At 34.0% G+C, this 22,521-nt stretch carries 17 protein-coding genes; 9 read left to right on the top strand and 8 right to left on the bottom strand.

Features of this window, described 5'->3' with window-relative positions:
• The first annotated feature begins 18 nt into the window (after positions 1-18).
• The gene (locus tag ACFSJT_RS00310; protein ID WP_378318169.1) at positions 19-708 is read left to right on the top strand and encodes an ABC transporter ATP-binding protein; all 690 of its coding nucleotides are present in this window, start codon (positions 19-21) and stop codon (positions 706-708) included.
• 47 nt (positions 709-755) lie between these two features.
• Positions 756-3,248: an ABC transporter permease gene (locus ACFSJT_RS00305; RefSeq protein ID WP_378318883.1), complete on the top strand. Its 2,493-nt coding sequence runs from the start codon at positions 756-758 to the stop codon at positions 3,246-3,248.
• Between the two features lie 161 nt (positions 3,249-3,409).
• Here the strand turns inward: ACFSJT_RS00305 and ACFSJT_RS00300 are convergent, their stop codons facing one another.
• The gene (locus ACFSJT_RS00300; RefSeq protein WP_378318168.1) at positions 3,410-4,666 is read right to left on the bottom strand and encodes a cation:proton antiporter; all 1,257 of its coding nucleotides are present in this window, start codon (positions 4,664-4,666) and stop codon (positions 3,410-3,412) included.
• 37 nt (positions 4,667-4,703) lie between these two features.
• The gene (locus ACFSJT_RS00295) at positions 4,704-5,543 is read right to left on the bottom strand and encodes a universal stress protein (protein ID WP_378318167.1); all 840 of its coding nucleotides are present in this window, start codon (positions 5,541-5,543) and stop codon (positions 4,704-4,706) included.
• A gap of 381 nt (positions 5,544-5,924) precedes the next feature.
• Here ACFSJT_RS00295 and ACFSJT_RS00290 point away from each other — a divergent pair, with 381 nt between their 5' ends.
• The 3 genes from ACFSJT_RS00290 to ACFSJT_RS00280 all read left to right on the top strand — a co-directional run bounded on the left by ACFSJT_RS00290 (position 5,925) and on the right by ACFSJT_RS00280 (position 9,226).
• Complete coding sequence (locus ACFSJT_RS00290; protein WP_378318166.1) at positions 5,925-6,407, top strand: c-type cytochrome; 483 nt, start codon at positions 5,925-5,927, stop codon at positions 6,405-6,407.
• A 264-nt stretch (positions 6,408-6,671) separates the two neighbouring features.
• Complete coding sequence (locus ACFSJT_RS00285) at positions 6,672-7,241, top strand: DUF427 domain-containing protein (protein WP_378318165.1); 570 nt, start codon at positions 6,672-6,674, stop codon at positions 7,239-7,241.
• Positions 7,242-8,065: 824 nt separating this feature from the next.
• Entirely contained in the window at positions 8,066-9,226 is a 1,161-nt protein-coding gene (locus tag ACFSJT_RS00280; protein ID WP_378318164.1) for a DUF7486 family protein, read from the top strand.
• A 303-nt stretch (positions 9,227-9,529) separates the two neighbouring features.
• Here the strand turns inward: ACFSJT_RS00280 and ACFSJT_RS00275 are convergent, their stop codons facing one another.
• Positions 9,530-10,657: a helix-turn-helix domain-containing protein gene (locus ACFSJT_RS00275; protein ID WP_378318163.1), complete on the bottom strand. Its 1,128-nt coding sequence runs from the start codon at positions 10,655-10,657 to the stop codon at positions 9,530-9,532.
• Between the two features lie 323 nt (positions 10,658-10,980).
• Between ACFSJT_RS00275 and ACFSJT_RS00270 the strand changes: the two genes are divergently transcribed.
• On the top strand, positions 10,981-12,624 hold the full coding sequence (locus ACFSJT_RS00270; RefSeq protein ID WP_378318162.1) for a serine hydrolase domain-containing protein: 1,644 nt from the start codon (positions 10,981-10,983) through the stop codon (positions 12,622-12,624).
• Positions 12,625-12,921: 297 nt separating this feature from the next.
• Here the strand turns inward: ACFSJT_RS00270 and ACFSJT_RS00265 are convergent, their stop codons facing one another.
• On the bottom strand, positions 12,922-14,103 hold the full coding sequence (locus tag ACFSJT_RS00265) for a tetratricopeptide repeat protein (protein ID WP_378318161.1): 1,182 nt from the start codon (positions 14,101-14,103) through the stop codon (positions 12,922-12,924).
• A gap of 432 nt (positions 14,104-14,535) precedes the next feature.
• On the opposite strand from ACFSJT_RS00265, the gene ACFSJT_RS00260 reads away from it, so the two are divergent.
• Positions 14,536-17,496 (top strand): cold shock domain-containing protein, encoded by a 2,961-nt coding sequence (locus tag ACFSJT_RS00260; protein WP_378318160.1) that lies wholly within the window; start codon positions 14,536-14,538, stop codon positions 17,494-17,496.
• Positions 17,497-18,651: 1,155 nt separating this feature from the next.
• On the opposite strand, the gene ACFSJT_RS00255 is transcribed toward ACFSJT_RS00260, so the two are convergent.
• Positions 18,652-19,224 carry a DUF4251 domain-containing protein gene (locus tag ACFSJT_RS00255; RefSeq protein ID WP_378318159.1) on the bottom strand — a complete coding sequence of 191 codons (573 nt, stop codon included), beginning with the start codon at positions 19,222-19,224 and terminating at the stop codon, positions 18,652-18,654.
• 153 nt (positions 19,225-19,377) lie between these two features.
• Between ACFSJT_RS00255 and ACFSJT_RS00250 the strand changes: the two genes are divergently transcribed.
• The gene (locus ACFSJT_RS00250) at positions 19,378-20,577 is read left to right on the top strand and encodes a multidrug effflux MFS transporter (protein ID WP_378318158.1); all 1,200 of its coding nucleotides are present in this window, start codon (positions 19,378-19,380) and stop codon (positions 20,575-20,577) included.
• A 50-nt stretch (positions 20,578-20,627) separates the two neighbouring features.
• Here ACFSJT_RS00250 and ACFSJT_RS00245 read toward each other — a convergent pair whose 3' ends face one another.
• A complete protein-coding gene (locus ACFSJT_RS00245; protein WP_378318157.1) occupies positions 20,628-20,801 on the bottom strand; it encodes a hypothetical protein in 174 nt (57 codons plus the stop codon).
• Between the two features lie 334 nt (positions 20,802-21,135).
• On the opposite strand from ACFSJT_RS00245, the gene ACFSJT_RS00240 reads away from it, so the two are divergent.
• Positions 21,136-21,717 carry a YceI family protein gene (locus tag ACFSJT_RS00240; protein ID WP_378318156.1) on the top strand — a complete coding sequence of 194 codons (582 nt, stop codon included), beginning with the start codon at positions 21,136-21,138 and terminating at the stop codon, positions 21,715-21,717.
• Between the two features lie 6 nt (positions 21,718-21,723).
• Here the strand turns inward: ACFSJT_RS00240 and ACFSJT_RS00235 are convergent, their stop codons facing one another.
• Both ACFSJT_RS00235 and ACFSJT_RS00230 read right to left on the bottom strand, forming a co-directional pair.
• A complete protein-coding gene (locus tag ACFSJT_RS00235; RefSeq protein WP_378318155.1) occupies positions 21,724-22,263 on the bottom strand; it encodes a 4'-phosphopantetheinyl transferase superfamily protein in 540 nt (179 codons plus the stop codon).
• A complete protein-coding gene (locus tag ACFSJT_RS00230) occupies positions 22,260-22,514 on the bottom strand; it encodes an acyl carrier protein (RefSeq protein ID WP_378318882.1) in 255 nt (84 codons plus the stop codon). The genes ACFSJT_RS00235 and ACFSJT_RS00230 overlap by 4 nt, the downstream gene beginning before the upstream one ends.
• Positions 22,515-22,521 lie beyond the last annotated feature (7 nt).

The following is a 22,521-nucleotide window of genomic DNA, read 5'->3' as shown; positions in this document are numbered from 1 at the left end:
AATTAATTGAAAATCAATATGCCAAAGATATTAAAGATTCGTGAGCTGGAGAAAACTTATAGCAGTGGTTCAAAAAAACTTAAGGTTTTACACGATATCTCGTTTGAGGTTGAAAAAGGAGCTACCTTTTCTATTGTAGGCCCCTCTGGGAGTGGTAAAACCACTTTACTTGGACTTTGCGCCGGATTGGATCACCAAGATTCGGGCACTGTTGAACTATGCGGCCATAATCTACAAGAACTGGATGAAGATGAACGTGCGCAATTAAGAAATAAAGAGGTGGGATTTATATTTCAGGATTTTCAATTGTTACCTACATTAACTGCGCTGGAGAATGTGATAGTACCCCTGGAGCTACAGGGAGTTAAGAATGCTGCCAAAAAGGGTATGGAATTACTCAAAAAGGTAGGACTAGCGGATCGCTTTCATCACTATCCTTCGCAATTATCAGGTGGAGAGCAGCAACGCGTGGCTCTGGCCAGGGCCTTTTCAAATTCACCTTCTATCTTATTTGCAGATGAGCCTACCGGAAATTTAGATGAAGAGACCGGCGAAAAGGTAATACAGCTCCTTTTTGAGTTGAATAAGGAAGCCGGAACTACGTTAGTAATTATCTCTCACGATCTCGACCTTGCAAACAGAACACAACAGATCCTTCGATTAAAAGGTGGAAAAATTATGACCAACGAGAGAACCCTATCACAGTGATGAAGAAGCATTCATATTCAAAAGTTGGTATCTCCTGGCTACTAAAGATGGCATGGCGTGATGGAAGAGCCAGTATTTCGAGGCTATTGCTATTCATGGCGTCGATCATTCTTGGTATTGCTGCTGTGGTTTCGATACAATTATTCAGCGAAAATGTGCAACAGAATATCGCGCGTCAATCCAAAGTGTTAATAGGTGCTGATTTTATTATTGATAGCCGGCAACCCCCTAATGATAGAGTTCAGGCCATCATCGACTCTTTAGGAGCAGATGCTAATGAAGTCAACTTTCCCTCTATGGCAGCGTTTCCAAAAAATGGGGCTGCCAAATTGGTACAAGTACGCGGTATGAAAGGCAACTTCCCGTTCTACGGAACCTTGGAGACTGAACCTGCGGTTGCAGCTGCTGAGTATCAACAAAAAGGAGGAGCGTTAGTAGATGCTACCCTAATGCTACAATACGACATTAAGCCTGGTGATTCGATCAAGTTAGGGGTAATTACGCTGCCTATAACAGGTGCTATTCATTCAATGCCTGGCCGTTCGGGGATCTCAACGGCTGTCGCTCCAACTGTGCTTATTCCTTTTCGATTTATAGAACAGACCGAACTGCTACAATTGGGCAGTAGAAAGGAATATCAATACTTTTTTGTTGCGCCAGAAATGGACTTAGACCAATTAGAGGAGACCTTAGATCCGGTTTTGGATGCCGAAAATGCAGACCTTGATACCCATACCAGTACCAGTCGGCAAATAGGACGTAGTTATGGAAATCTGGGTAAGTTCCTCAATTTGGCAGCGTTTATAGCCTTGCTACTGGGGTGCATCGGTATTGCCAGTTCTGTTCATATTTATATCAAGGAGAAATTAACCGATGTTGCCATTTTAAAATGTTTGGGAGCCAGTAGAAAACAGACCTTTTTTATCTTCCTGATTCAGATTGCGGCAATGGGCCTCATTGGAGGCGTTGTAGGTACGGTATTGGGTGTAGGACTCCAACAGGCACTTCCATTTCTTTTAGAGGAATTTTTACCCTTTGATGTTCAAATGTCGATTAGTCTACCGCCAATTTTTATGGGGTTATTGCTCGGTGTTTTTATGTCGGTATTGTTTGCATTGCTGCCCTTGCTCGGTACCTGGTATATTTCACCATTAGAAGTATTGCGGGTATCCGAAGAGCAACCGGTACAGTCCAAAAAAGCACGAGTATTCACCTTTGGAGCGATCTTACTTTTTATCCTTTTGTTTTCTCTTTGGATCTTTAAGGACTGGCTATTTGCCTTAGTCTTTGTCGTGGGTATTTTTGTCACCTTTGCTATCCTTGCTGGTATCTCTGCTTTATTTATTAGGGCAATCAAGAGCTATTTCCCTACAGCTTGGGGATTTACCGCTCGAACAAGTCTATTAAATCTCTTTCGGCCCAATAATCAGACCACGGTGCTCATCTTTGCCATAGGCCTGGGCACCTTTTTGATCAGCACTTTATATTTTACAAAAGACATACTGTTGGCAAAAACGGCGCTGGACAACGGTCCGGACAATGCTAATATTATCCTGATAGATGTGCAGCCTGAGCAACGGGAGGACGTAGTTGCGAGCATTAAGCTTACAGACTCGGAAGTCATCGATAACCTGTCGATTGTTACCATGCGCATGCATAGCATCAAAGGAAAATTGGTTAACGAAATTCGAAAAGATACAAGTTCAACTATCAATGAATGGGTGTTGAATCATGAATTTAGAACAACCTTTCGTGATTCGCTCATCGCTTCAGAATCTGTTATAGAAGGAAGTTGGGTGGAGGAGGTTAAACCGGGTGAAGGAGTTACCATTTCTATCTCAGAGAGTCTTGCTGAAGATGCCAAAATAGGAGTGGGAGATCCTATTGTCTTTAATGTACAAGGAGTATTGATGCCAACCACCGTAGGAAGTATTAGAAAAGTAGACTGGACAAGGTTACAATTGAATTTTATGATCGTTTTTCCTAAAGGGGTACTAGAACAAGCACCGCAATTTCACGTGCTCACGACTCATGTATCCGATAATGCCAGGTCGGCAGCCTTGCAACGCGAGCTGGTACATAAATTCCCAAATGTCACAGTCTTCGATCTTCGGCAGATATATACGGTCATCAAAGACATCTTAGAAAAGATATCCTGGGTTATCAATTTCATGGCTTTCTTTAGCATTCTTACAGGTCTTATCGTATTGATAGGTTCGGTACGCACCAGTAAATACCAACGTATTAAAGAGAGTGTATTATTACGTACACTAGGGGCAAGGAGTAAACAGATCCTTCGCATCACAGCACTTGAATATTTGTTTTTAGGAATATTGGGGAGCCTGGCAGGGATCTTATTGTCATTAATTAGCAGTCAATTGTTGGCGACATTGCTGTTCGAAGAATCGTTTGTGCCTTCGGGGATTCCATTTTTACTGTTTTTGCCAGGTATCGTGATGTTGGTATTGGCTATTGGCTTAAGCAATATTAAAAGTGTGCTACAAAGCCCACCTTTGGAGATATTGAGGAAAGTAGGGTAGAAATCCTAATTCCTTTTTGGCATTGCTGTTTGTATTATGCTGGTTTGGCAGATGTTTTCTTTGAATTTTATATACTGATGCAGTATAATGGTTTCTTATATTTTGTTGGGTTCAACGCCTTTTTGATACTTCGACATTTTAAAGATTTGAAAGATGTAGTTTTAACTTCGAACGTCAAGTCCCATACGACGTTTTTGAATTCCGATTAGTGGACCAGCCAGAATTGAAGATATTAGCGCAGCAAATACGATCGCTACAAATATGGCCTGTCCTATTAACTGCAGTTCAAGTGCAAGTGTAGCTACTACAATTTCCATGGCACCTCCCGGAATAAAAGTAACCCCCATTAAAATGGACGTTTGCTGAGACTGTTTGCCAAGTCTGGCTCCTAGCCAAGCGCCAATAAATTTGCCCAGGATCGCGACCGTGCAAAAGATGAACGTAGGCCATAGTACCATACCAGCTAAGAAATCGATTTTGAGACCAAGTGTTGCAAAGAAGAGAGGCACAAAAATAGCATGCAACGTGTCAGAAACACTGTTACGAAGATCATCTGATACACCTTTCGCGCTTCCGGCGATAGTGCCGGCCAGAAAGAACCCTAGAATAGCATGAATACCTAACCACTGCGTGATAGCTCCACAAAGTAACCCTAAACTTACGATTAAGGTTTGTGTTGCTGCCGGCTGGGTTAATGAGGTTGCTTCTACACGGCGCAGGGCAGTGCTTAAAATTTTAGCACCAAAAGTAGAACTTAAGATTACAAACCCAATTATACCGATAACCGAACCCAACAATTCAATAGTACTTAACGTATGTGGTGTCACCAATGAAATAACCAAGGTGAATAAAAACCATCCAAAAATATCATTGATAGCACAAGATGAAAGGGCAAGGGACCCTTTTGGTGTTTTACTGATGTCAAGATCATCAAGGGTACGGGCAACTACAGATATGGCAGTAATAGAACACGCAACAGACAAAAACAGCGTAAATGAGAGTCCGTTTGCTTTCTCTCCCCAATAGATAGGATCAAAAGTACTAAACACCGGATAGCCTATCAATATAGGAAACAGTACCCCTACAATGCCAATGAGCATAGCGGCACGACCACTACGAATTGCCTTTCTAATATCCACATGAAAACCCGAAGAAAGTAATAGAAAGAACACACCAAGCCAGGAGACAGTCTCAAGCATGGTTGATTGTATCTGGTCCAAGGGAAAAAGCCAGAGCTGTAAGGAAGGAGAGACTCGCCCAAGAAGTGTCGGGCCTAATAGGATACCCACTAGAATTTCTCCAACGATGGCGGGAATTTTAACAGCCTCAAAGATCACACTAAGCGTTCTGGCACAACCAAGAAGAACAAGGATTTGCAAAAGAAAAAGCAAGATGTGACTTTCGTTGAGATAATGCATGTCTATACTTAGCAGTTATGAGTTTTTATATCATTTACTAGTTTTTTAAATCATGTAATGCGAGTACCGGAATAGTGGAATGATGCGTTAGATTTTTCACCATGGGTATAGACAGAATCCAACTAAAGAAATTATGCTTTTTATTAATAAAAGCAACCAGGTCAATATTACGATTTTCAATAAAAGAATTAAGAGCCGATTGTACCTTCGTATCTTCTACTATATGAAAAGAGTATTCTAATCCTTCAAAATATTCTTTTAAAAGTCTTTGGTTATTACGTTGGTCTGCGTCAAGTTGTTTATCCTTTTCCAGAATATGTAAAATACGTATCGCTGCGCCTGTGTTTTTTGCAATATCGATCAAGTATTGAAATTCTCTTCTCTTGTAAGGAGTTATATAACCTGTTGGAAAAACGATTTCCTTAATTTTTTTAAAGATAGCTTTTGCCGGAATAGCTAAAACAGGACAGTTTCTAATTCTTTCCATGGCGAGTACGGTCTGGCTTCCATAGATTTGTGTTCTGGAATCCGTGGCTCCTTTGGTTCCCATAATGACAATATCGATATCTCGCTTGTCTATGATCTCTTTCATGGTTTCTATTAAAGGACCGCGCTCTGAAATCATATGATATTGATGATTTGGTGCATCATTACTAGCTGATAGTCCATCAAGAATATTGGCTAATCCTGTTATAGATTTTTGTTTAGATTCTTCTATATGTCTTATAGCATCAAGCTCCATTGTAAAAGCTTCAATAGTATAGGTATTTAGGATATAAAACTCACAGGAGTCTTGTTTATATAGGTTGATCGCATAGTTGATCGCATTCTGAGCATTTTTAGAAAAATCAGTCGATATTAATACTTTTTTTTTCATAGTACATCATTTTATGATAACGATATTAAGTTTTTATCCAGCGTATTACAATGATTTTTATCAGTTACTATAGTGCCTGTTACAGCGATTTTCCTGGCGGTAATATATAGGAAAGATAGCCCCTAAAAATAAAAAAGCAAAATTGGTTGATAGGGATAGAATGTAAGGGTTCGTTGTCATAGATTACGCCAAAGATTACTTTACTTTGGAAGAAAAAGCGGTTATAAATACCTAAAAACTAACTATTTTGATACTATATCCACCAAAACTTGTATTGCTAAGGCTGATAAAAGTCATTTTCTCAATTTTTTTTAATCACTATCTTTCTTTCATCTGTTATTATGGTGGTGAATCGAATCCTTAATTTAAAACAATAAAGTTATGTCTGGTAAAAACAAAACTTTGAGCAACCTGTCGAATTATTTACTGGTGTTCATTTTATTCTGTGGAGGCTTACTTATAAGTAGTTGCAATGAGGATGCGCGCGGGTTTACATTACCTGTAGGCGACATTGAAAAAGGAAAAGCGACCTATAAGAGATTGTCCTGTAATGAATGTCATAGTATTTCGGGGATCGAGTGGAAGGGAGGAAGTGATACTCTTAACATACAACTCGGCGGTGAAGTATCTATTAAGAAATCCTATGGAGATCTAGTTACTTCGGTTATCAATCCTTCTCACAAAATCGCACCGAGCTACAAACAAAAAACCTCTGCCGAAGCTACCAACGAAGGAGGTCTTTCAAAGATGAAAAATTACAATGAAGTTATGACTGTTCAGGAGCTTATTGATCTCGTTACTTTTCTTCAATCGGAATATAAAATAAAAACTCAACCAACGGGTTACTATCCTTATCAGTATTGAGTAGTTTAGGAGTGCATAAAAAGTCCATGAGAACCTATACTGGGGATCACCTTACCAAGCTCTGCAATCTATGTAAATACGCACGAATTCGCAACCTAATATTGTTTAAATTCACCTTTTTTTTTATATAGAATGTGCAGCGTAGTTGCTTCATAGAGCATATTTGCCATTTAAAAAATCATATAGGAAAGCTTCTATGTCTGTATTATCTTTAAGTCCAATTAAAAAAGTCCAAATAAATAATAAGATTATCAGGCTAAATCTATGGGATCAAACAAAAAAAGAAAAACGACCAGCAATTGGTTGCAAAAGGCTCGTGAAAGTTGGAGTAACACCGGTAATAAAAGACCGCCATTTGCAATAGCACCAAAGGAAGGGCAACGATCTGTTTGGGATTTTCCGCGCCCTCCGATTATCGAAAAAGTGAGCAAACCGGTAATAGTCAGTCATAAGGGTACAGGGATCGCACATTCTCGTGATACGCTTGCAGTTCTTGAGACCGCTAGTCCACCAACATATTATATCCCTATGCGTGATATTAATATGAGTATGCTCGTTAGTATACCCAACAAAACTTCGATGTGTGAATGGAAGGGGAATGCGGTGTACTTTACTTTGAAATCCTTTAACAATCTGCCCGTGGCGTGGTCATATCCAAATCCTTTTCCAGCATTTTCAGCATTAAAAGATTATTTAGCGTTCTATCCTCAGCATCTTGAATGTTATATCGATGGAAAACAAGTAGAAGCCCAATCCAGCGAATTTTATGCAGGATGGATCACTCCGGATTTGGTCGGACCTTTTAAAGGAGCACCGGGAACCGAACATTGGTAGGATAGATTTGTTACAGCGTATGTGATCCATAGTTTAATAGACTGATAGATAACGTGGATAGTTTTCGGGTTCAAAACCTTTCCAGGGCTCAAAAGATTAATGCTACGGCTTGATGATATGACTGTAGTAGTATAATATAGTACTTAAAAATCTCGGTACCAGATCTAAAATCCTGTGGCTATTTACAACATAAATATATCATTATATACTTGCGCTATGTATTACCCTAAGCTGTCACACTGAGCTGCCACACTGAGCTTGTCGAAGTGTTGTCGAAGTGTTGTCGAAGTGGTGTCAGGGGCCTTTCCGAAGAGTCACTTTGCTTTTGTAGGACATAATTTTTAAGATTAAGAATCTTTGGAAATATGGGAGAGGAGGTACGCTGACTTTTTACTTCTAAATATTCTTTAAAAGTCTTCTAACCGAATATTTCTTTAAAAAAGGGTAATGAAACAATTTTTATACAACGAACCTATGCTGATCGAAGTCGAAGTATAGGAGGGGAGCATAATGCCTACCTGTCGGCAGACAGGTGTGTGGAATCAATATACATCTATTTTTTTATGACTAATATCATAAAAAATAGTATCATCTTTTTTTACTTTTAGGATAATTCGAAAGTTAAGTTTTAATTGAATATCTGTAATATATCATATACCATAATCGTCAACCTGAACTCGTTTCAGGTTCTCATTATGACTGATTGTTTATAAACGAAATGAGATTCCGAAATAAACCTGCCTACCTGCGGTAATGCAGGCAGGTTCGGAATGACGTTAAAGAATTACATTATTGCATATTACGGATAATCATAATTTTTAATTATGAAAAACTCAAACCATTCATTCATTAGGTCTATTAATTATAATGTATTTATTCTTGGATTTTTATTTTTAGTAACGAGCTGTAATAATAGCCCTTCAAAAGATGAAACCAGTAAAACTGAAACAGAGGAAATTGTAAAAGTTAACAATATCTATTGGAATGTTAAATCCATTCTTCCAGATGGAAAAAGCGTAGATGTTAAAGCCTTTGATAAAGAAGGGAAATCATTCGACATTAAGGCAATTCAAAACTCTGATCAAGATAGCTTTTTAGATGTGAAAGCTATTGCAGATGATGGTGAGGAATTACCAGTTAAGTTGTTATTGAATGATGATCAATTTGCACCTGTTGCAGCTATAAGTAATGAAGGAAATACGTATGACATTAAAGCAATAACAGAAGAAGGTGAAAAACTGGATATAAAAGGCATTAGAAGATTTGGAAATATTGTCATTATGAAAGCCATTACCAAAGAGGGAAAATATATTGGATTGCAAGCTATCTCTCCAGACGGAAAACAGAATGATATTAAAGGCATAAAAGTTAACAGAGGAGAAAGAGAGATGACATTAAAAGGTGTTGGAATCCATGCTCATGTTAAAGCAATGCACCCGGCTGCTAATGAAGCTGAGTTTAAAATGTTTAAAAAATCGGAAATTAATAAGAAAAGAACATATAAAACTGATTTTGAAAGAATTATCTGGAATATTAAGGCGGTAACTGCTGATGGTAAAAATCTAGATGTAAAAGCTTTTGATGCTGAAGGCAATACATTTGATGTAAAAGCAACACAAGATTCAGAACAACATAGTTTTATGAATATTAAGGCATTTGTAGAGGGGTTCGAACTACCTGTTAAAATAATGCAAAGTTCAGACGAATATTCACCTGTAAGTGCCATTGGAAAAAACGGTACTGTTTACGAAATTAAAGCAATAACAACAGAAGGTGAAAAACTAGATATAAAAGGGATTAGTCGTTCAGGTAATATTGTTAATGTTAAAGCTATAAATGAAAATGGGGAATTCTATGCTGTTAAGGCTTTCGCTCCAGACGGAAAACTTAATCAAGTAAAAGGTATTAAGATTTTTGACAGAGAAGTAGAGATGAAAGTAAAAGGACAACCGGTATATGCCCATCTAAAAGCTATTAATCAATAATCTGCTGTCCAATCTGTAATTATGTAAAATGCATGCATATGTCATTTTACTTTAACCATCTCGCCAACAATATCGAAAGTCCACCAGACTTTCTGGATATTGTCACGTGTATCATAATGCATTTGCATTATATATTTTGAATGCTTGCATATGCAATTATAAACGCATTCAACTCTAATTTGTTAATAATTTCTTCAGCTCCATGTATAAGTTTTAAATGAGATTTATTTCGTTTTTTTATAAAAAAATAACAAAATGAACTGCGCCGTACATCGTTTCGACAACCTACCTATTTATTAATACTCATTGTCTTTGCGAGTTCTCAACCTTTCTAATGAATTCTGAAGGAGTGACGTTTGTAATCTCTTTAAATGCCTTATAAAAAGTAGATTTAGAATTAAATCCAACCTCAAACGCTATAGAAATTAGTGTAAATTCTTTATGCTTATTTTGATTGATTTTTTTTGAAAAATCCTCAACTCGATATTCATTAACCAGTTCGTAAAAAGTTTTTTTATAAATATTATTGAGAATCCATGATAATTTATTAGTGGTAGTATTAATTTCATTAGCTAAAATTGACAAACTTAATTCTGGTCTGCGGTGTCCTTTCTTTTCCTCGAAGAAGGAATCAACTAGATTTTGAATCTTACTAATTTCTTTTTCGTCAAGTATATTCTTTCTTTTAGGTATATTTTCATTCTTAGAGGGAAAACGAATTTTGAATATTTCTGGATGTTTTAAATTATAAAAACCTACTATATAAATCTGTATACCAAAGATTAAACATGATATATCCCAAATCATTCTAATATCAATTGGTAATTTAACAACAAAGCGTTCAACAATGCCTAACCACCAAAAAATCATATAAACCAACATACCAATCAGCATAATCTCTATATATTTTATAATGGTTTGATTAAAGGATAGTTCTTGTCCTTCATTCTGCTTATAGTAATTAAGTAGTCTACTGGATTTGAATAAATAAGCTGAAATAGAAATAAAAAAAATGACATCATTCCAAAACAAAAGTGTAGTAAAATAGCTCTTAAAATCTATTATTGAATCATAATAATAAATATGAAAAAAACAGTATCCTACATATAATAGTGCTGGCAAATAGTGATAGTATGCTAACTGATAATTTCCATTTTTATAAAAAAGTAACCGCCTAATATACGTGTAAACTAAAGGCCCAATAAAAAGATAAAAAGTATTAATGATATTACCATATAGCCTCAAAAAATCTCTTTCAAATTGATGGCCCATAGCTCTTTCAAATAAAAAAAGGCTATAGATAGCTAATAAGTACTGTATAACCCTGTTTGCTCCTGTATTCTTTTTAGGAATATACTGAATGGCAAAAATCAAAAAAATACACTGACCAATAATCAATACCAGAAAAAGCTCATATAGCGATATACTCATCCACTCAAAATTTCAATATTGTCATGTTTTAATCCAACATAATAATAAGTTTAATATTTTTTATCATTTCAAAAGATTAACATTTCATGTAGTCAGAATTTAATTTTTTATTTATGGATTAACAAAATAGTCTGATACTATAGTTTAGGACATCTAATAACGACAATTGTTACATCTGATGACAAAAAAAAGTTTTCTTTACAAAAAAATTAATATGAAAAATTGCCGGGTTAATTTAATACAGTTTTTAAGGATATTCTTACACGAATTTTGAATTCAATTAAAAACCCAATACCAACAACAAATAAAATTAATTTATAACCATGAAATCGAATTATCTTTTAGTGCTTATTGTATGCCTATTAATATCTTGCAAGAATAATAGTCAGTCGAAATTAAATAATACAAATTCAAACGAAATTGAGAATTTATCTTTTTCAACAGTAGACTTTACAAAAGTTAAAGGTAAAATAGAGAAGTATTCAAAAAAATTCAATTTACATAACGATGCTTACCTAAGTATTGTTTTCAACTTAGATAAACCATTGATACAAAATCTTCAAGAATTAGCACCAAGCCTATCTGAAGAAGAATTGTTACGTAAAGGAAATTTTCAATTTTCATATTTGGTAGATGGAAAAATAATTTATGTAGAGAACTTAAACACTGGAGCAGGACCAAAAACTCGAAAAACAGAGAAACTTAGACAAGTAATACCGTTAGTAGCGCCAGAACAAATAAATTTTTGGGGCTGGTTTATGTGGCAAAGATTTATGAAAATTAATGGTGGGCTAGATGCATTTACAGAAGGAAACCATACGTTAAGTATCGAAGTAAGACCTTATTTAAAGGGAGATGTATTAAAAATTGGTCCTCTTTTAGCAAAAGGAACTATTGCTGTAGAAGTGCCTAAAATAGTTATTGATGAAAATTTAGTTCCTGTTCAGAAAATAGAACCTAATAGTGGTTGGGAAATTTCTAAAGATAATTTTGACTACAATAAAATTGAAGCTCTCAATAGAAAAATAGCAGAAGGTAGATTTGAATATATTAACGGAATTGTAGTGATAAAAGATGGTAAACTCTTAGTAGAGGAATATTTTAACAATGTAACAAGAGATAGTTTGCACAACACTAGATCAGTAGGAAAATCATTTGCTTCTACAATACTAGGGATTGCCATTAAAGATAAATTTATAAAAAATGAAAATGCCTTATTAAAAGACTTTTACGATTTAAAGTCATATAAGAATTATAGTGCTAAAAAAGATTCTGTAACATTAAAATCGCTTTTAACCATGAGTTCTGGATTTCTAGGTGATGATTGGGATGATGAAAGTCCAGGTACTGAAGATAAGATGCAATCTACTGATAACTGGGTGAAATTTGCTTTAGATTTGCCCATGCATAAAGACAAGGTAATAGGTCGGGATTATAATTACTTTACTGCTGGTTCTGGTTTGCTAGGAGATATCATTCATCAATCTGTTCCAGATGGACTCGCTTCCTATGCCGATGAAAAATTATTTAAGCCATTAGATATTACCAATTATAAATGGTTTTATACCCCTCAAAATATTGCATATACAGGTGGTGGTATAGCATTACGTGCTGTGGATTTTGCTAAATATGGACAATTATATAAAAACAAAGGGCTTTGGAATGGTAAACAAATCTTAACTGAAGAATGGGTAGAAAAAAGTTTAGCCAAACAAGTATCACAATCTTATGCAGGAATAGAAGATGGATATTATGGTTACCTTTTTTGGAATAAAACATATACAGTAGATGATAAAGATTATGAAGTGTCTTTTTGTACTGGAAATGGAGGCAATAAGATTTTAATTTTTAAAGATATCCCTTTTGTTATTGTAATTACGGCTTCAGCATATAACAAACCTGGGGCTCATACCAATGTTGATAAAATGATGACTGATTATATCTTGCCTGCAATAATAGAAAAATAATAAAATCAATTTATTCATTTCACGAACTCCTTTAAAACCATAAAAATCATGTGAGCAAAAAGTTTCTTTAAAAGAAGGTAATGCAACACTTATTGCCTGAAATCGAAGAATGAGATTCATGAATTCTTATTTATCAAATCTTAAATAATGAGTAAACGATGTGGCCCCTGAGTATTTCGGCAAGCTCAACAATCACTTGTCGAAGGGATAGGAGAGTAAGGGAAACCGACTTTAGGAGGTTCACGATTTCCAAAATATCAAATAACTATCAATGAGTAATGTGTGTGGAATGGGTAACTACCCTAAAAAGTTTAATTTCTGTTTTACTTTTTCAATATGTTCAGTAAGTAAATAAGTATCTTTATCTAATTTAAAAGCGATATTGAAATTTTCCAAAGCTTTATGATAGTCTTGAGTATCAAAATAATAAATCCCTAAATTCATATAGAAATAAGAATTCTTACTATCTAATTCTAAAGATTTTTCAATATCCGTAAAGCCATTTTCAAATTCACCAAGTTTAATTTTTGATAAACCTCTATTATTCAAAGCATATGCAAAACTGTCTTCAAGTTTAATTGCTTTATCAAAATCTTTTATGGCTTCTTCATATCTACCAGAGAGATTATAAGCATATCCGCGATTGTTTAACGAATAGACATTATTTGCATCGAGTTTTAGTGATTCGGTATAATCGATTATTGACCCTTCTATGTTTCCTTTATGTGATTTGATTAACCCATTATTATAGTGATCAACAGAGGTAAGTTTTTTTTTGTATTTCTTTATAAAATCTTTGTTTATTTCATCGGCCTTATCATATTCTTTTATCTGTAAATATGAAGAAACGGCTAGTCTATAGATAAAGTCACGTCTAGTTCCTGATTGAATCATTTTTTTTAAAAGTTCTCCAGATTTTTCGAACTTCTTATTGTTATAATATTCAACAGATTTATCATATTCAACAGGTAAATTTCGATAATTAAGCAACAATTTAAGTTGTTGCCCGTCATTATGGACTTGTTTGCCGTTATGTAATGTAATTGGCTCGGCGTCTGGAATACTATTATGATAGCAATCTAATAAAGAAGATATAGCAATCATCATTGTAATGAATGTAATACTATCAGAATGACTTCCAAATACACCTATGTAAAGACAAAAAGCACCGATAATTAAAGAGGTTAATGGCCCCATGAGTATAATTATAATTCCTTTATTGATTGAAATATCTATTTGCTCACGAACACATAAGCCATAACTCCAAAGTAAAGGATTGTATTTAAAAAAAATCTCCAATCTTCCTAATCTAAAACGTAAACTCTTCTTTGGATCACCATAAGAACCGATATAGATAGTCACTCCTTCTTTAGTATATAATAATGCGGGTATTGCGTGACCCATTTCGTGTAAAAAAGTGGTAAAAGGTCTTAAAATCGCAAGTGTGAAGATAAATACAAGATAATGATGAAATTTCATAGTAATTTTTAACTACATCAATAATAGACAATAAAACTAGAAAAATTAATGTTTTAATAGCAATTTTATATAATGCAAATTATGAATTACAATCTGTATCATAATGTACTTGCGTTATGCTTGTCTGCCGAAATGTAACGTAGGTAGATCACTTTGCTTTGGTACGACATAATTTTGAAGATTGAGAATCTTTAAAATTGTGGGCGAGGAGGTGCGCTGGCTTTTTACTTCTACATTTTCTTTAAAAGTTTTCTAACGAAAAGTTCTTTTTAAAAAAGGTAATGCAACACTTATTATGTGAGCCGACGGGAAGGAGGGGAGTGTAATGTGTGTGGAATGGGATTGAGGTTAGTTTTTAGATATTATCTCTTAATATTTACTTATTTTTAGAATTAATAACATAATAGTATAAAAACTAAAATAATTTGTGAAATGATTGATTTGGATTCTTCAGAGGCTAAAATGAAAGAAATATATTCTGATATTGTATTAAACAAAGAAAATATCACTAGTGAAGAAGATTCCAAAATTCAATGCATAAATAGAATTTTAAACGAGTGCCTTGCTTGGAATTATAAAGACTTTAGGGCAGAAAATAATCATGAAAATGGATTTTCTGATTATATTTTAGTCAATAATGATAAACCTGTTTTGCTAATTGAAGCTAAACGCAAGGGTCTAATAGAAGTCGATACAGCAGAAAAAGAAAAAGTTAGATACTTGAAAATTTCAGGAACTAGTTTAAAGAAAGCAATTAAGGGTATTGATCAAGCTTTTGGATACGCAAGTTTGAATGGTTTACCATTATCAGTGGTAACTGATGGTTTTGTATGGATTGTATTTAAGACTTTCACACCAGGTGAAAATTTTAAAACTAAGGAAGCAATTGTTTTCCCTTCTCTAGAAGCAATTGTTTCAAATTTTTCTAAATTTTATGACCTTCTTTCAAAAAATCAATTCGACAAAAAACTATACAATGCTATTTTTGACGAAATACATAACAAAAGACTATTATTAACTCAAAATTTACAAGCACCATTATCTGGCTTAGATATCAAGGTTTCTCAAAAATCGGAAATAGCATTCGATTTAGATAAAATCTTTTCAAATTTTTTCTCAAAGTTGGCAGGGGAAGAGAATGAAGATTTATTGATAGAGTGTTTCGTTGAAACAAAAGAGAGTAGGATTGCGGATTTTTCCTTAGAAAAAATAACAACAAGTGTTCTTGGAAACATACTACCTCAAGACAAAGATGTTGATGAAGCATTGGCTAATTTAATACAAACAAATGTAGAAACTGAGTCTACGTCTACTTCCATAGAATCTGGTCAAACTATATTTATTGTTGGTCCAACTGGAGCAGGAAAATCAACGTTTTTGGATAGGTTTTTTCGAAAGACTCTACCTTCACAAATAAGGAAGAAATGTGCTTTGATAAAAGTTAATTGTTTAGATGCAACAGGAAGGGAAGAAACTGCTTTAGCCTGGGTCACAGAAAAAATAATTGATGGCATAGAGAATCAAATATATGAAAACGGATCCCCAAGTTGGGATGAATTGCTAGGCTTATATCATGGTCAATACATTAGACGCTCAAATGGTGTTGATGCTGAACTTTATAAAAAAGATAAATCTCAATTTAAAATTAAATTTGGTGAGTTTTTAGCTGAAAAAGTTGAAAATGATAGAGAAGGATATTTAAAAAGGATTTTGCTGGATGTTGTTGTTAATCGAAAAATGTTACCAATAATTTTAGTTGACAATTCTGATGAGTTTACAAATGAATATAAACAAAAACTTTTTCAATTCACACAAGCTTTGAGAAGAAATGCCAGACACTGTCTTTTGATATTTCCTGTAACTGATAAATCAGCTTGGTCCTTTTCTAAGACAGATATTTTTGGAATTTATAAATCACGATCATTTTTCCTTCCAACACCATCACCGAGGGAAGTTTTCAGAAAGAGAATTGATTTTATAAAACAAAAACTGGACACGGATGGTTCTGATAGCAATGAGAAAGGTAAATACTTTTCTAGTAGAGGTATTACTATATCAATTAAAGACCTGAATGGTTTTGCAAAGGTTTTAGAAAATGTTTTTGTAGACAATGATTATACATCAAAAACAATAGGTGAGTTAACTAATTATAATATAAGAAGAACTCTCTCTTTATCTCAAAGAGTAATAACATCTTCAGTTATTGAGATTGATGATTTAATTAGATCGTATTTAAGTGGTGAACCATTAACTACTGATTTCGCAAAGTTTATGGAAGCTCTTATGAGGGGTAATTATGAATTATACAAGCAAGGTGATAATCACGAAGTTTATCCTATTTTCCAAGTAGATAGTAAAGTAAGACAGTCTCCTCTACTAAATTTAAGAATTCTGATACTATTAGACACACTAAGAAAAAGTTCAAACTCAATAGAAGAAAAACATCTCAATATAAAGTCAATTATTGATTATTTTGACGCAATCGGTTGTTCAGAAACAGCGGTAGATAAAGCACTATTGTCGTTATTAGAAGCTGGGCTCGTTGAACCCTTTGATCTATCTATTAGAGATTTAACTCTTGAGCAAAAATTGGCTATTTCTTATAGAGGTATTGTTCATTTAAGACTAGCAGTTAGTAATAGTGTGTTCTTTTACCAAATGGCTCTCACAACAGCTATAACAGATGAAGAAATTGCATTAAGAATAAGGAGCAAGTATAAATCAGGAAGTAATCTAGCAGATATACTTAAGTATGTAAAAAAAGAATTTTACGACTATTTAATTTCTGAAGATCAACAATTTATAAATATTGAAAACGAATTAGAGCAATATGATTGTCAAAGAGATTTGCTGATAAATTTAAAAAAGTTCACATCTAATGTAAATTCTGCAAATCAAGATTTAGTTGCAACACATGGACACGAATATCAGGAGGGTTATATAAAAGAAGAAGTGGTGGCTATTGTGGATTTTTATGACGATTCCAAAGGATTTGGTTTTGTTGATGTTGAGGAAATTTCGGACAGAGTTTTTTTACATGCGAATAAATTACAAGATTGTGATGTAGAGACAATAAAGGATGGTGATTCTATATTATGTGATATTTCACGTAATAAAAAAGGTTTTTATGTAGAAAAGATTCACTTTATTGAGGCTAGCAAGAATGGAATAGAAGTATATGAATGTCAAATTATTAGATTGTTTTCTGATAGAGGTTATGGTTTTGTTCAACTAAAAGACAGCGATAAAACTGCATTTTTTCACTTTTCTGTTTTTTCTGTAGAGGATAGGGACTCGATTAGTTTAGGGCAAATTCTTAAAGCTGAAGTAGGTCCTGATAAGAGGACAGGAGATGGTTATCAAGTTAAACATATACTTGAATCAGGATATTAAGAATAAATAATTTTTTTCATAACTTTTATAAAGAACAGAGTTTCTAATTTAGTAACATTATGTAAAATAGAACCTAAAATGTTTTTAAAAACGGCCTCAGAAAACTTTGGTATAAACAATAGGCAAAAGAGCGTCAATATTTTAGAGGTCTAGTACTAAGGTTTAATAAGGATTTTAAATATTTATTCAACTTATAAGTTAGAATGTTTTCTAAAATATAGCGACTGCGCCACGTGACAAAAGAAATTATCCAGTGGATGATTGCTTTTGGCGGCGAGTTGATGCGGCTGGCATTCCAAAGTTTTATGCAGCCTTGATACTTCGGCAAGCTCAGCACAAGTTTTTTTGTTCTTTTGTCATTTACCCTGAGTTTATCGAAGGGTCAAGACAAAAAGATATGCAAACTTTATTAAGTTTAATCCGTGTTCTGCAGTTAGCATGTGTATAGAAATTATCTCGTCAGAGTAATTTTATACTTATGCGGCAACTTCACGAGAATACCGTAAAAACTTTTTTTACGTATGTTTTATCAAACCTGCCTGCCATACGGCAACGGCAGGCAGGTACGCGATTTATAAAGCAACTAAAAGTTTTGCCTTTTTTGGCCCTTCGACAAGCTCAGGGCAAGTGTGGGCTATGCGGTAGGATATTGTGTGTAGAGAAAAATGTATAGAGCATTTTTATTTACAAAACAATAAAGCGGTTGGGCGCGGCAATTTTATACTTCGACAAGCTCAGCATAAACTTCACGGCAACTGCGTAGCAATCACGAACTCCAAAATTTAAAATATAAAACTTGTGAGTAAATTATAGCTACAAATGTGAGCAGAATGCTTAAACAATAGCTTTTTTGTAATTATTAATGACCCCAGTAGCTACGATTACTATGAAATAGAATTATCCTGGGATATTTTACATAGTATTACATTATAGCTACAATGGAACTAGAGATCCGCAAATTGGCTTTTACATAATTGCTGACGATATAAAACACCTGACGGTGTCGTTATATCTGCAATTATGTAAAATACTACGTATACGCCAATTTGCTAAAATATACATTTGTACTATAATTTATATTATGTAAAATAGAATATTTTAAAACCTTCCCCATTCATTAACTTGAACCTAAAATTTATTCTTAAAATCATCTATTCAATTATCGGTGATAGCATCTTTTGTTTCTAATGATAACTTTGAAACTTCTCCTTTGTAACTTATTGTAGTTCTATATATACTATTGATAAAAATCATAGCTGTCAAATTTGGAAATAACTTAACGAATACATCATAGGTATCATTCTTACTTTTGGCCTTAAAACGCATTTCGTACGTTTGGTTTCTATCATTTCGTTTGACTTCAATTTGATCAGGTTTATTATTATACTTTATTGCTGTATCCGTACTATTATAATTCCCAGAGACTCTTCGTTCTCCAAAATATGGTAAATACATTGAAATACTATCCCCGATCATCTTAAAATAATTGGAATCCCCTACCAAATCAATATTGTTAACACTGCTACCCGGAGGAAGTAATCCGCTATTGGCAACGCTAGAAAGGCTATTCGTAACTAAAGGGTATGCCCATCTTGACTCTATCTGAAATTCTTTTATTCTTATCATTTCATTTAAAGCCTCTATTTGAGCTGGTGTCGCAGTAATATCTTTTGTGCTACTACATCCTATACAAATACTCCCAAGGATCAAAATTAAAATCTTCTTCATTGTGTTTGATTATGATGATGTCTTTTTACGCAGTGTTATAGACTCCAAGTTTCATAATAAAAAATACAAAATTTTGACGTACTATCACTTATTTTTAACTAAAATCTGTGTAAACCATAAAATTGTACTGTACAAATACCGTACTTTTACCAGATGCAAAAAAAGAAATTTGCTCAGTTTGAATTTATTGCACTTATGGCTTCCTTAATGTCGATCGTGGCCTTGGCAATCGATGCGCTTTTACCCGCTCTTAATACCATAGGAATAACGATTGGCACAAAACAAGTGGCAGACAATCAATTGCTAATTACCATGATTTTTCTGGGACTGGGAATAGGTCCGCTAATTTTTGGACCGGTATCAGATAGTACGGGCAGAAAACCTGTAGTATATATGGGGTTTTTGGTTTTTGCTATCGCCAGTTTTATCTGCATTTTTGCCGAAAGTATCCTAATCATGGTCTTGGGAAGGATTTTACAGGGAATAGGACTCTCGGCACCCAGGACTATTGCCATTGCCATGATACGAGATATGTATAGCGGTGATTATATGGCACGAATCATGTCTTTTGTAACCGTAGTTTTTATTCTGGTACCCATTATTGCCCCCGCATTGGGGAAATCAGTTTTAGATCACTACGACTGGCAGGCAATTTTTTATATCCAGTTAATTATTAGTGTCATCGTTGCTTTTTGGTTTTGGAAACGACAAGCTGAAACTCTGAAAGTATCCAAACGAGTAAAATTTACACCAAACATTTTTATAAATGGTCTTAAAGAAATGATCCAACATAAAACTACAGTTGGGTATACACTAATTTCAGGATTTATCGTGGGATCTTTTATGGTATACCTAAGTACATCTCAGCAGATATTTGAACAGCAATATCAATTAAAAGAAGAGTTTCCTTATATATTCGGACTTCTAGCCATTTCAATTGGGAGTGCTATTTTTTTAAATGGAACACTGGTGTTGAAATTTGGTATGAAGAGATTAATCACCACTTCCCTACTGGCCTATTTTGGCATTTCTTTGCTGTATATTGTATTGTTTAATGATGGTCCTAACCCTAGTATTGAAGTTTTATTGATTTTCTTCGGAATGCAATTTTTTGCGATCGGATTTATGTTTGGAAACTTACGCGCTATGGCTATGGAACCTATTGGACATATTGCGGGAATTGGTGCAGCAATTACAGGGTTTATTTCTACAATTATGGCGGTTCCTATTAGCACTTACATAGGAAGGTTTGTTTTAGATACTACCTTACCTCTATTTATTGGATTTTTAATTTGTGCACTATTCTCTCTGGTTATTCTCGCTTATCTAAAGATATCGGCAAGAAAACTCTAAGTATGGGAGATACTATAATTCATTAGTGATTAACAAAATGAACGCTGCGTTTATTTATTGTCATTTTTATCTGCTTCAGTATTTTCTGAAGCAAATAATTCGCCATCACCGGCAATTGCAAATCGATCTCTTTTTGATCCGTAACCAAAATTTGAAGAACGACGATATTTAGTCTGGAAATCTGCAAAACGTTTTTTCTTGGTGGGTTTTTCTTTACTGCTCATAACTATATTTTTTAAATTAAATATCTGGCTAACGAACTACTCTCTTTCGAATTTATTACTTTTTTTAATTTTAATCTACTCGTTTTTATGACTTTATATTTATTTTATGATCTCTGTAATCCAAAATCCTACAAGAATTATAGGACAGACTATTCCTAAATATTCTAAAAACTTTTTTAGAAATGACTCTAAAAATAGATAACGCAATAAAATTCTAAAAGCGTTAAACACCCTTATTTATCAAGTTAAATTCCCTTAAGAATACTCTTAAAAGAAGTTTAACCTTGGAATGATTATTGTTTATGTTTACCTTTAAAAGCAATAAAGGGATTTTATGAGAACATTTCTCAACATTATTATGGGTATATACACTCTACAAGGATTTGGTCAGACAACGTTTCCTAATGATGGATATGTTTCCTATTCTGGTGATTATGCGTTGATCAATGATTTTAAAAGCTTAGACTTTGATAAAGAAAAGTCTAAGGTCACTTTTAATTTTATAGAAGATGAAACCTCGGGAACTATTAGTGGTTTGGATTTTAGAATAGATTTTAATCCTGCAGATCCAGATAATGCTTCTTTTAGTGGAACTGCTTTGGTCAAAACCTTAGATACGGATAATTTTCTACGAGACGGACATTTGATGTGGGAAAAGTATTTTTATAAAAGAAAATATCCAAAAATCATCTTCAAAAGTAAACAGGTTGTTCCTTTTGAAACCAATACGTACAAAGTGATAGGCAATCTTACTATAAAAGGAACACAAAAAGAGGTTATTCTAACTTTTTCGCTGGATGATGAAAAGCTGCTCGGTAAAGCTACCATCTATACCAGTGATTTTGGAGTTTCTATTCATGATGAACGTGAAAGGAACAAATTGAATATTCAATTCTATTTTCCAATTCTGAAATAAAACAGTCTACGACAACATCACATAAGCAGAATAATCTCCGTGATGCGTTAAAGAGAAAGGAATTTTTGAGCATTTTCCGTTGATGTACAAATTTGGAATACCATTGATGTCCTTTTTAAAATAAAGTCTATCTTTTTTTGTAATACTACTACGTATCAATTTCTTAAGTTCTTCCCTTGGATTTATTTCTGCTTGAAATATTTCAGAATAATAATAAGCCCCAGTACTTCTGGCAATACTGTACACATATTCCTTTGTAAACTCTGTTGCAAGTTCATATACGTATTTTTCTATGCATACGCTTGTCGCCGATACACATTCTATTTTCTTTGGATTAAATGTCGGAGCATGATGAAAACATCGTTGATGCGCTTTGTAAGCGGCCTCTTTCATACTCCAAAATTTCCATACTTGTAGGTTCGGGCTTGAGGAGTTATAAATTTCTTTCTGTTCAAGTAGCGTAAATATTTTTTGTAGCCATCCCCTTCTCTGCCAATTACTCTGTATACCGGCGAGTTGTAGGTCTACAATATCATTACCAATCATTTTGCTGCCAATTTACCTTCTATAACTTCGATTGAAGCCTTTACAGTAAGCATTTTCTCCATAGCTTCATTATCAATTTCAATATCAAATTCATCCTCAACATCCAGTACAACATCTACCAAATTGGCCGAGTTAATCTCAAGGTCTTTAATAAAATCAGTACCCTCATTGAGGTTGTTTAAACCTTCCTGATTTTGAACATACGGAGTAATTATAGTTTTTAATTTTAAAAGTAAATCTTCTTTTGTCATCATTATT

It is taken from the genome of Aquimarina celericrescens (assembly GCF_042682765.1).
Classification (GTDB): domain Bacteria; phylum Bacteroidota; class Bacteroidia; order Flavobacteriales; family Flavobacteriaceae; genus Aquimarina; species Aquimarina celericrescens.
Note: the sequence above shows the minus strand (reverse complement) of the source record. Positions and strands in the feature narration are given on the sequence as shown.

Excerpts from the sequence above, each read along its gene's own strand:
- ACFSJT_RS00310 (WP_378318169.1), top strand. The coding sequence starts at position 19 with ATGCCAAAGATATTAAAGATTCGTGAGCTGGAGAAAACTTATAGCAGT.
- ACFSJT_RS00305 (WP_378318883.1), top strand. The coding sequence starts at position 756 with ATGGCATGGCGTGATGGAAGAGCCAGTATTTCGAGGCTATTGCTATTC.
- ACFSJT_RS00300 (WP_378318168.1), bottom strand. The coding sequence starts at position 4,666 with ATGCATTATCTCAACGAAAGTCACATCTTGCTTTTTCTTTTGCAAATC.
- ACFSJT_RS00295 (WP_378318167.1), bottom strand. The coding sequence starts at position 5,543 with ATGAAAAAAAAAGTATTAATATCGACTGATTTTTCTAAAAATGCTCAG.
- ACFSJT_RS00290 (WP_378318166.1), top strand. The coding sequence starts at position 5,925 with ATGTCTGGTAAAAACAAAACTTTGAGCAACCTGTCGAATTATTTACTG.
- ACFSJT_RS00285 (WP_378318165.1), top strand. The coding sequence starts at position 6,672 with ATGGGATCAAACAAAAAAAGAAAAACGACCAGCAATTGGTTGCAAAAG.
- ACFSJT_RS00280 (WP_378318164.1), top strand. The coding sequence starts at position 8,066 with ATGAAAAACTCAAACCATTCATTCATTAGGTCTATTAATTATAATGTA.
- ACFSJT_RS00275 (WP_378318163.1), bottom strand. The coding sequence starts at position 10,657 with ATGAGTATATCGCTATATGAGCTTTTTCTGGTATTGATTATTGGTCAG.
- ACFSJT_RS00270 (WP_378318162.1), top strand. The coding sequence starts at position 10,981 with ATGAAATCGAATTATCTTTTAGTGCTTATTGTATGCCTATTAATATCT.
- ACFSJT_RS00265 (WP_378318161.1), bottom strand. The coding sequence starts at position 14,103 with ATGAAATTTCATCATTATCTTGTATTTATCTTCACACTTGCGATTTTA.
- ACFSJT_RS00260 (WP_378318160.1), top strand. The coding sequence starts at position 14,536 with ATGATTGATTTGGATTCTTCAGAGGCTAAAATGAAAGAAATATATTCT.
- ACFSJT_RS00255 (WP_378318159.1), bottom strand. The coding sequence starts at position 19,224 with ATGAAGAAGATTTTAATTTTGATCCTTGGGAGTATTTGTATAGGATGT.
- ACFSJT_RS00250 (WP_378318158.1), top strand. The coding sequence starts at position 19,378 with ATGCAAAAAAAGAAATTTGCTCAGTTTGAATTTATTGCACTTATGGCT.
- ACFSJT_RS00245 (WP_378318157.1), bottom strand. The coding sequence starts at position 20,801 with ATGAGCAGTAAAGAAAAACCCACCAAGAAAAAACGTTTTGCAGATTTC.
- ACFSJT_RS00240 (WP_378318156.1), top strand. The coding sequence starts at position 21,136 with ATGAGAACATTTCTCAACATTATTATGGGTATATACACTCTACAAGGA.
- ACFSJT_RS00235 (WP_378318155.1), bottom strand. The coding sequence starts at position 22,263 with ATGATTGGTAATGATATTGTAGACCTACAACTCGCCGGTATACAGAGT.
- ACFSJT_RS00230 (WP_378318882.1), bottom strand. The coding sequence starts at position 22,514 with ATGACAAAAGAAGATTTACTTTTAAAATTAAAAACTATAATTACTCCG.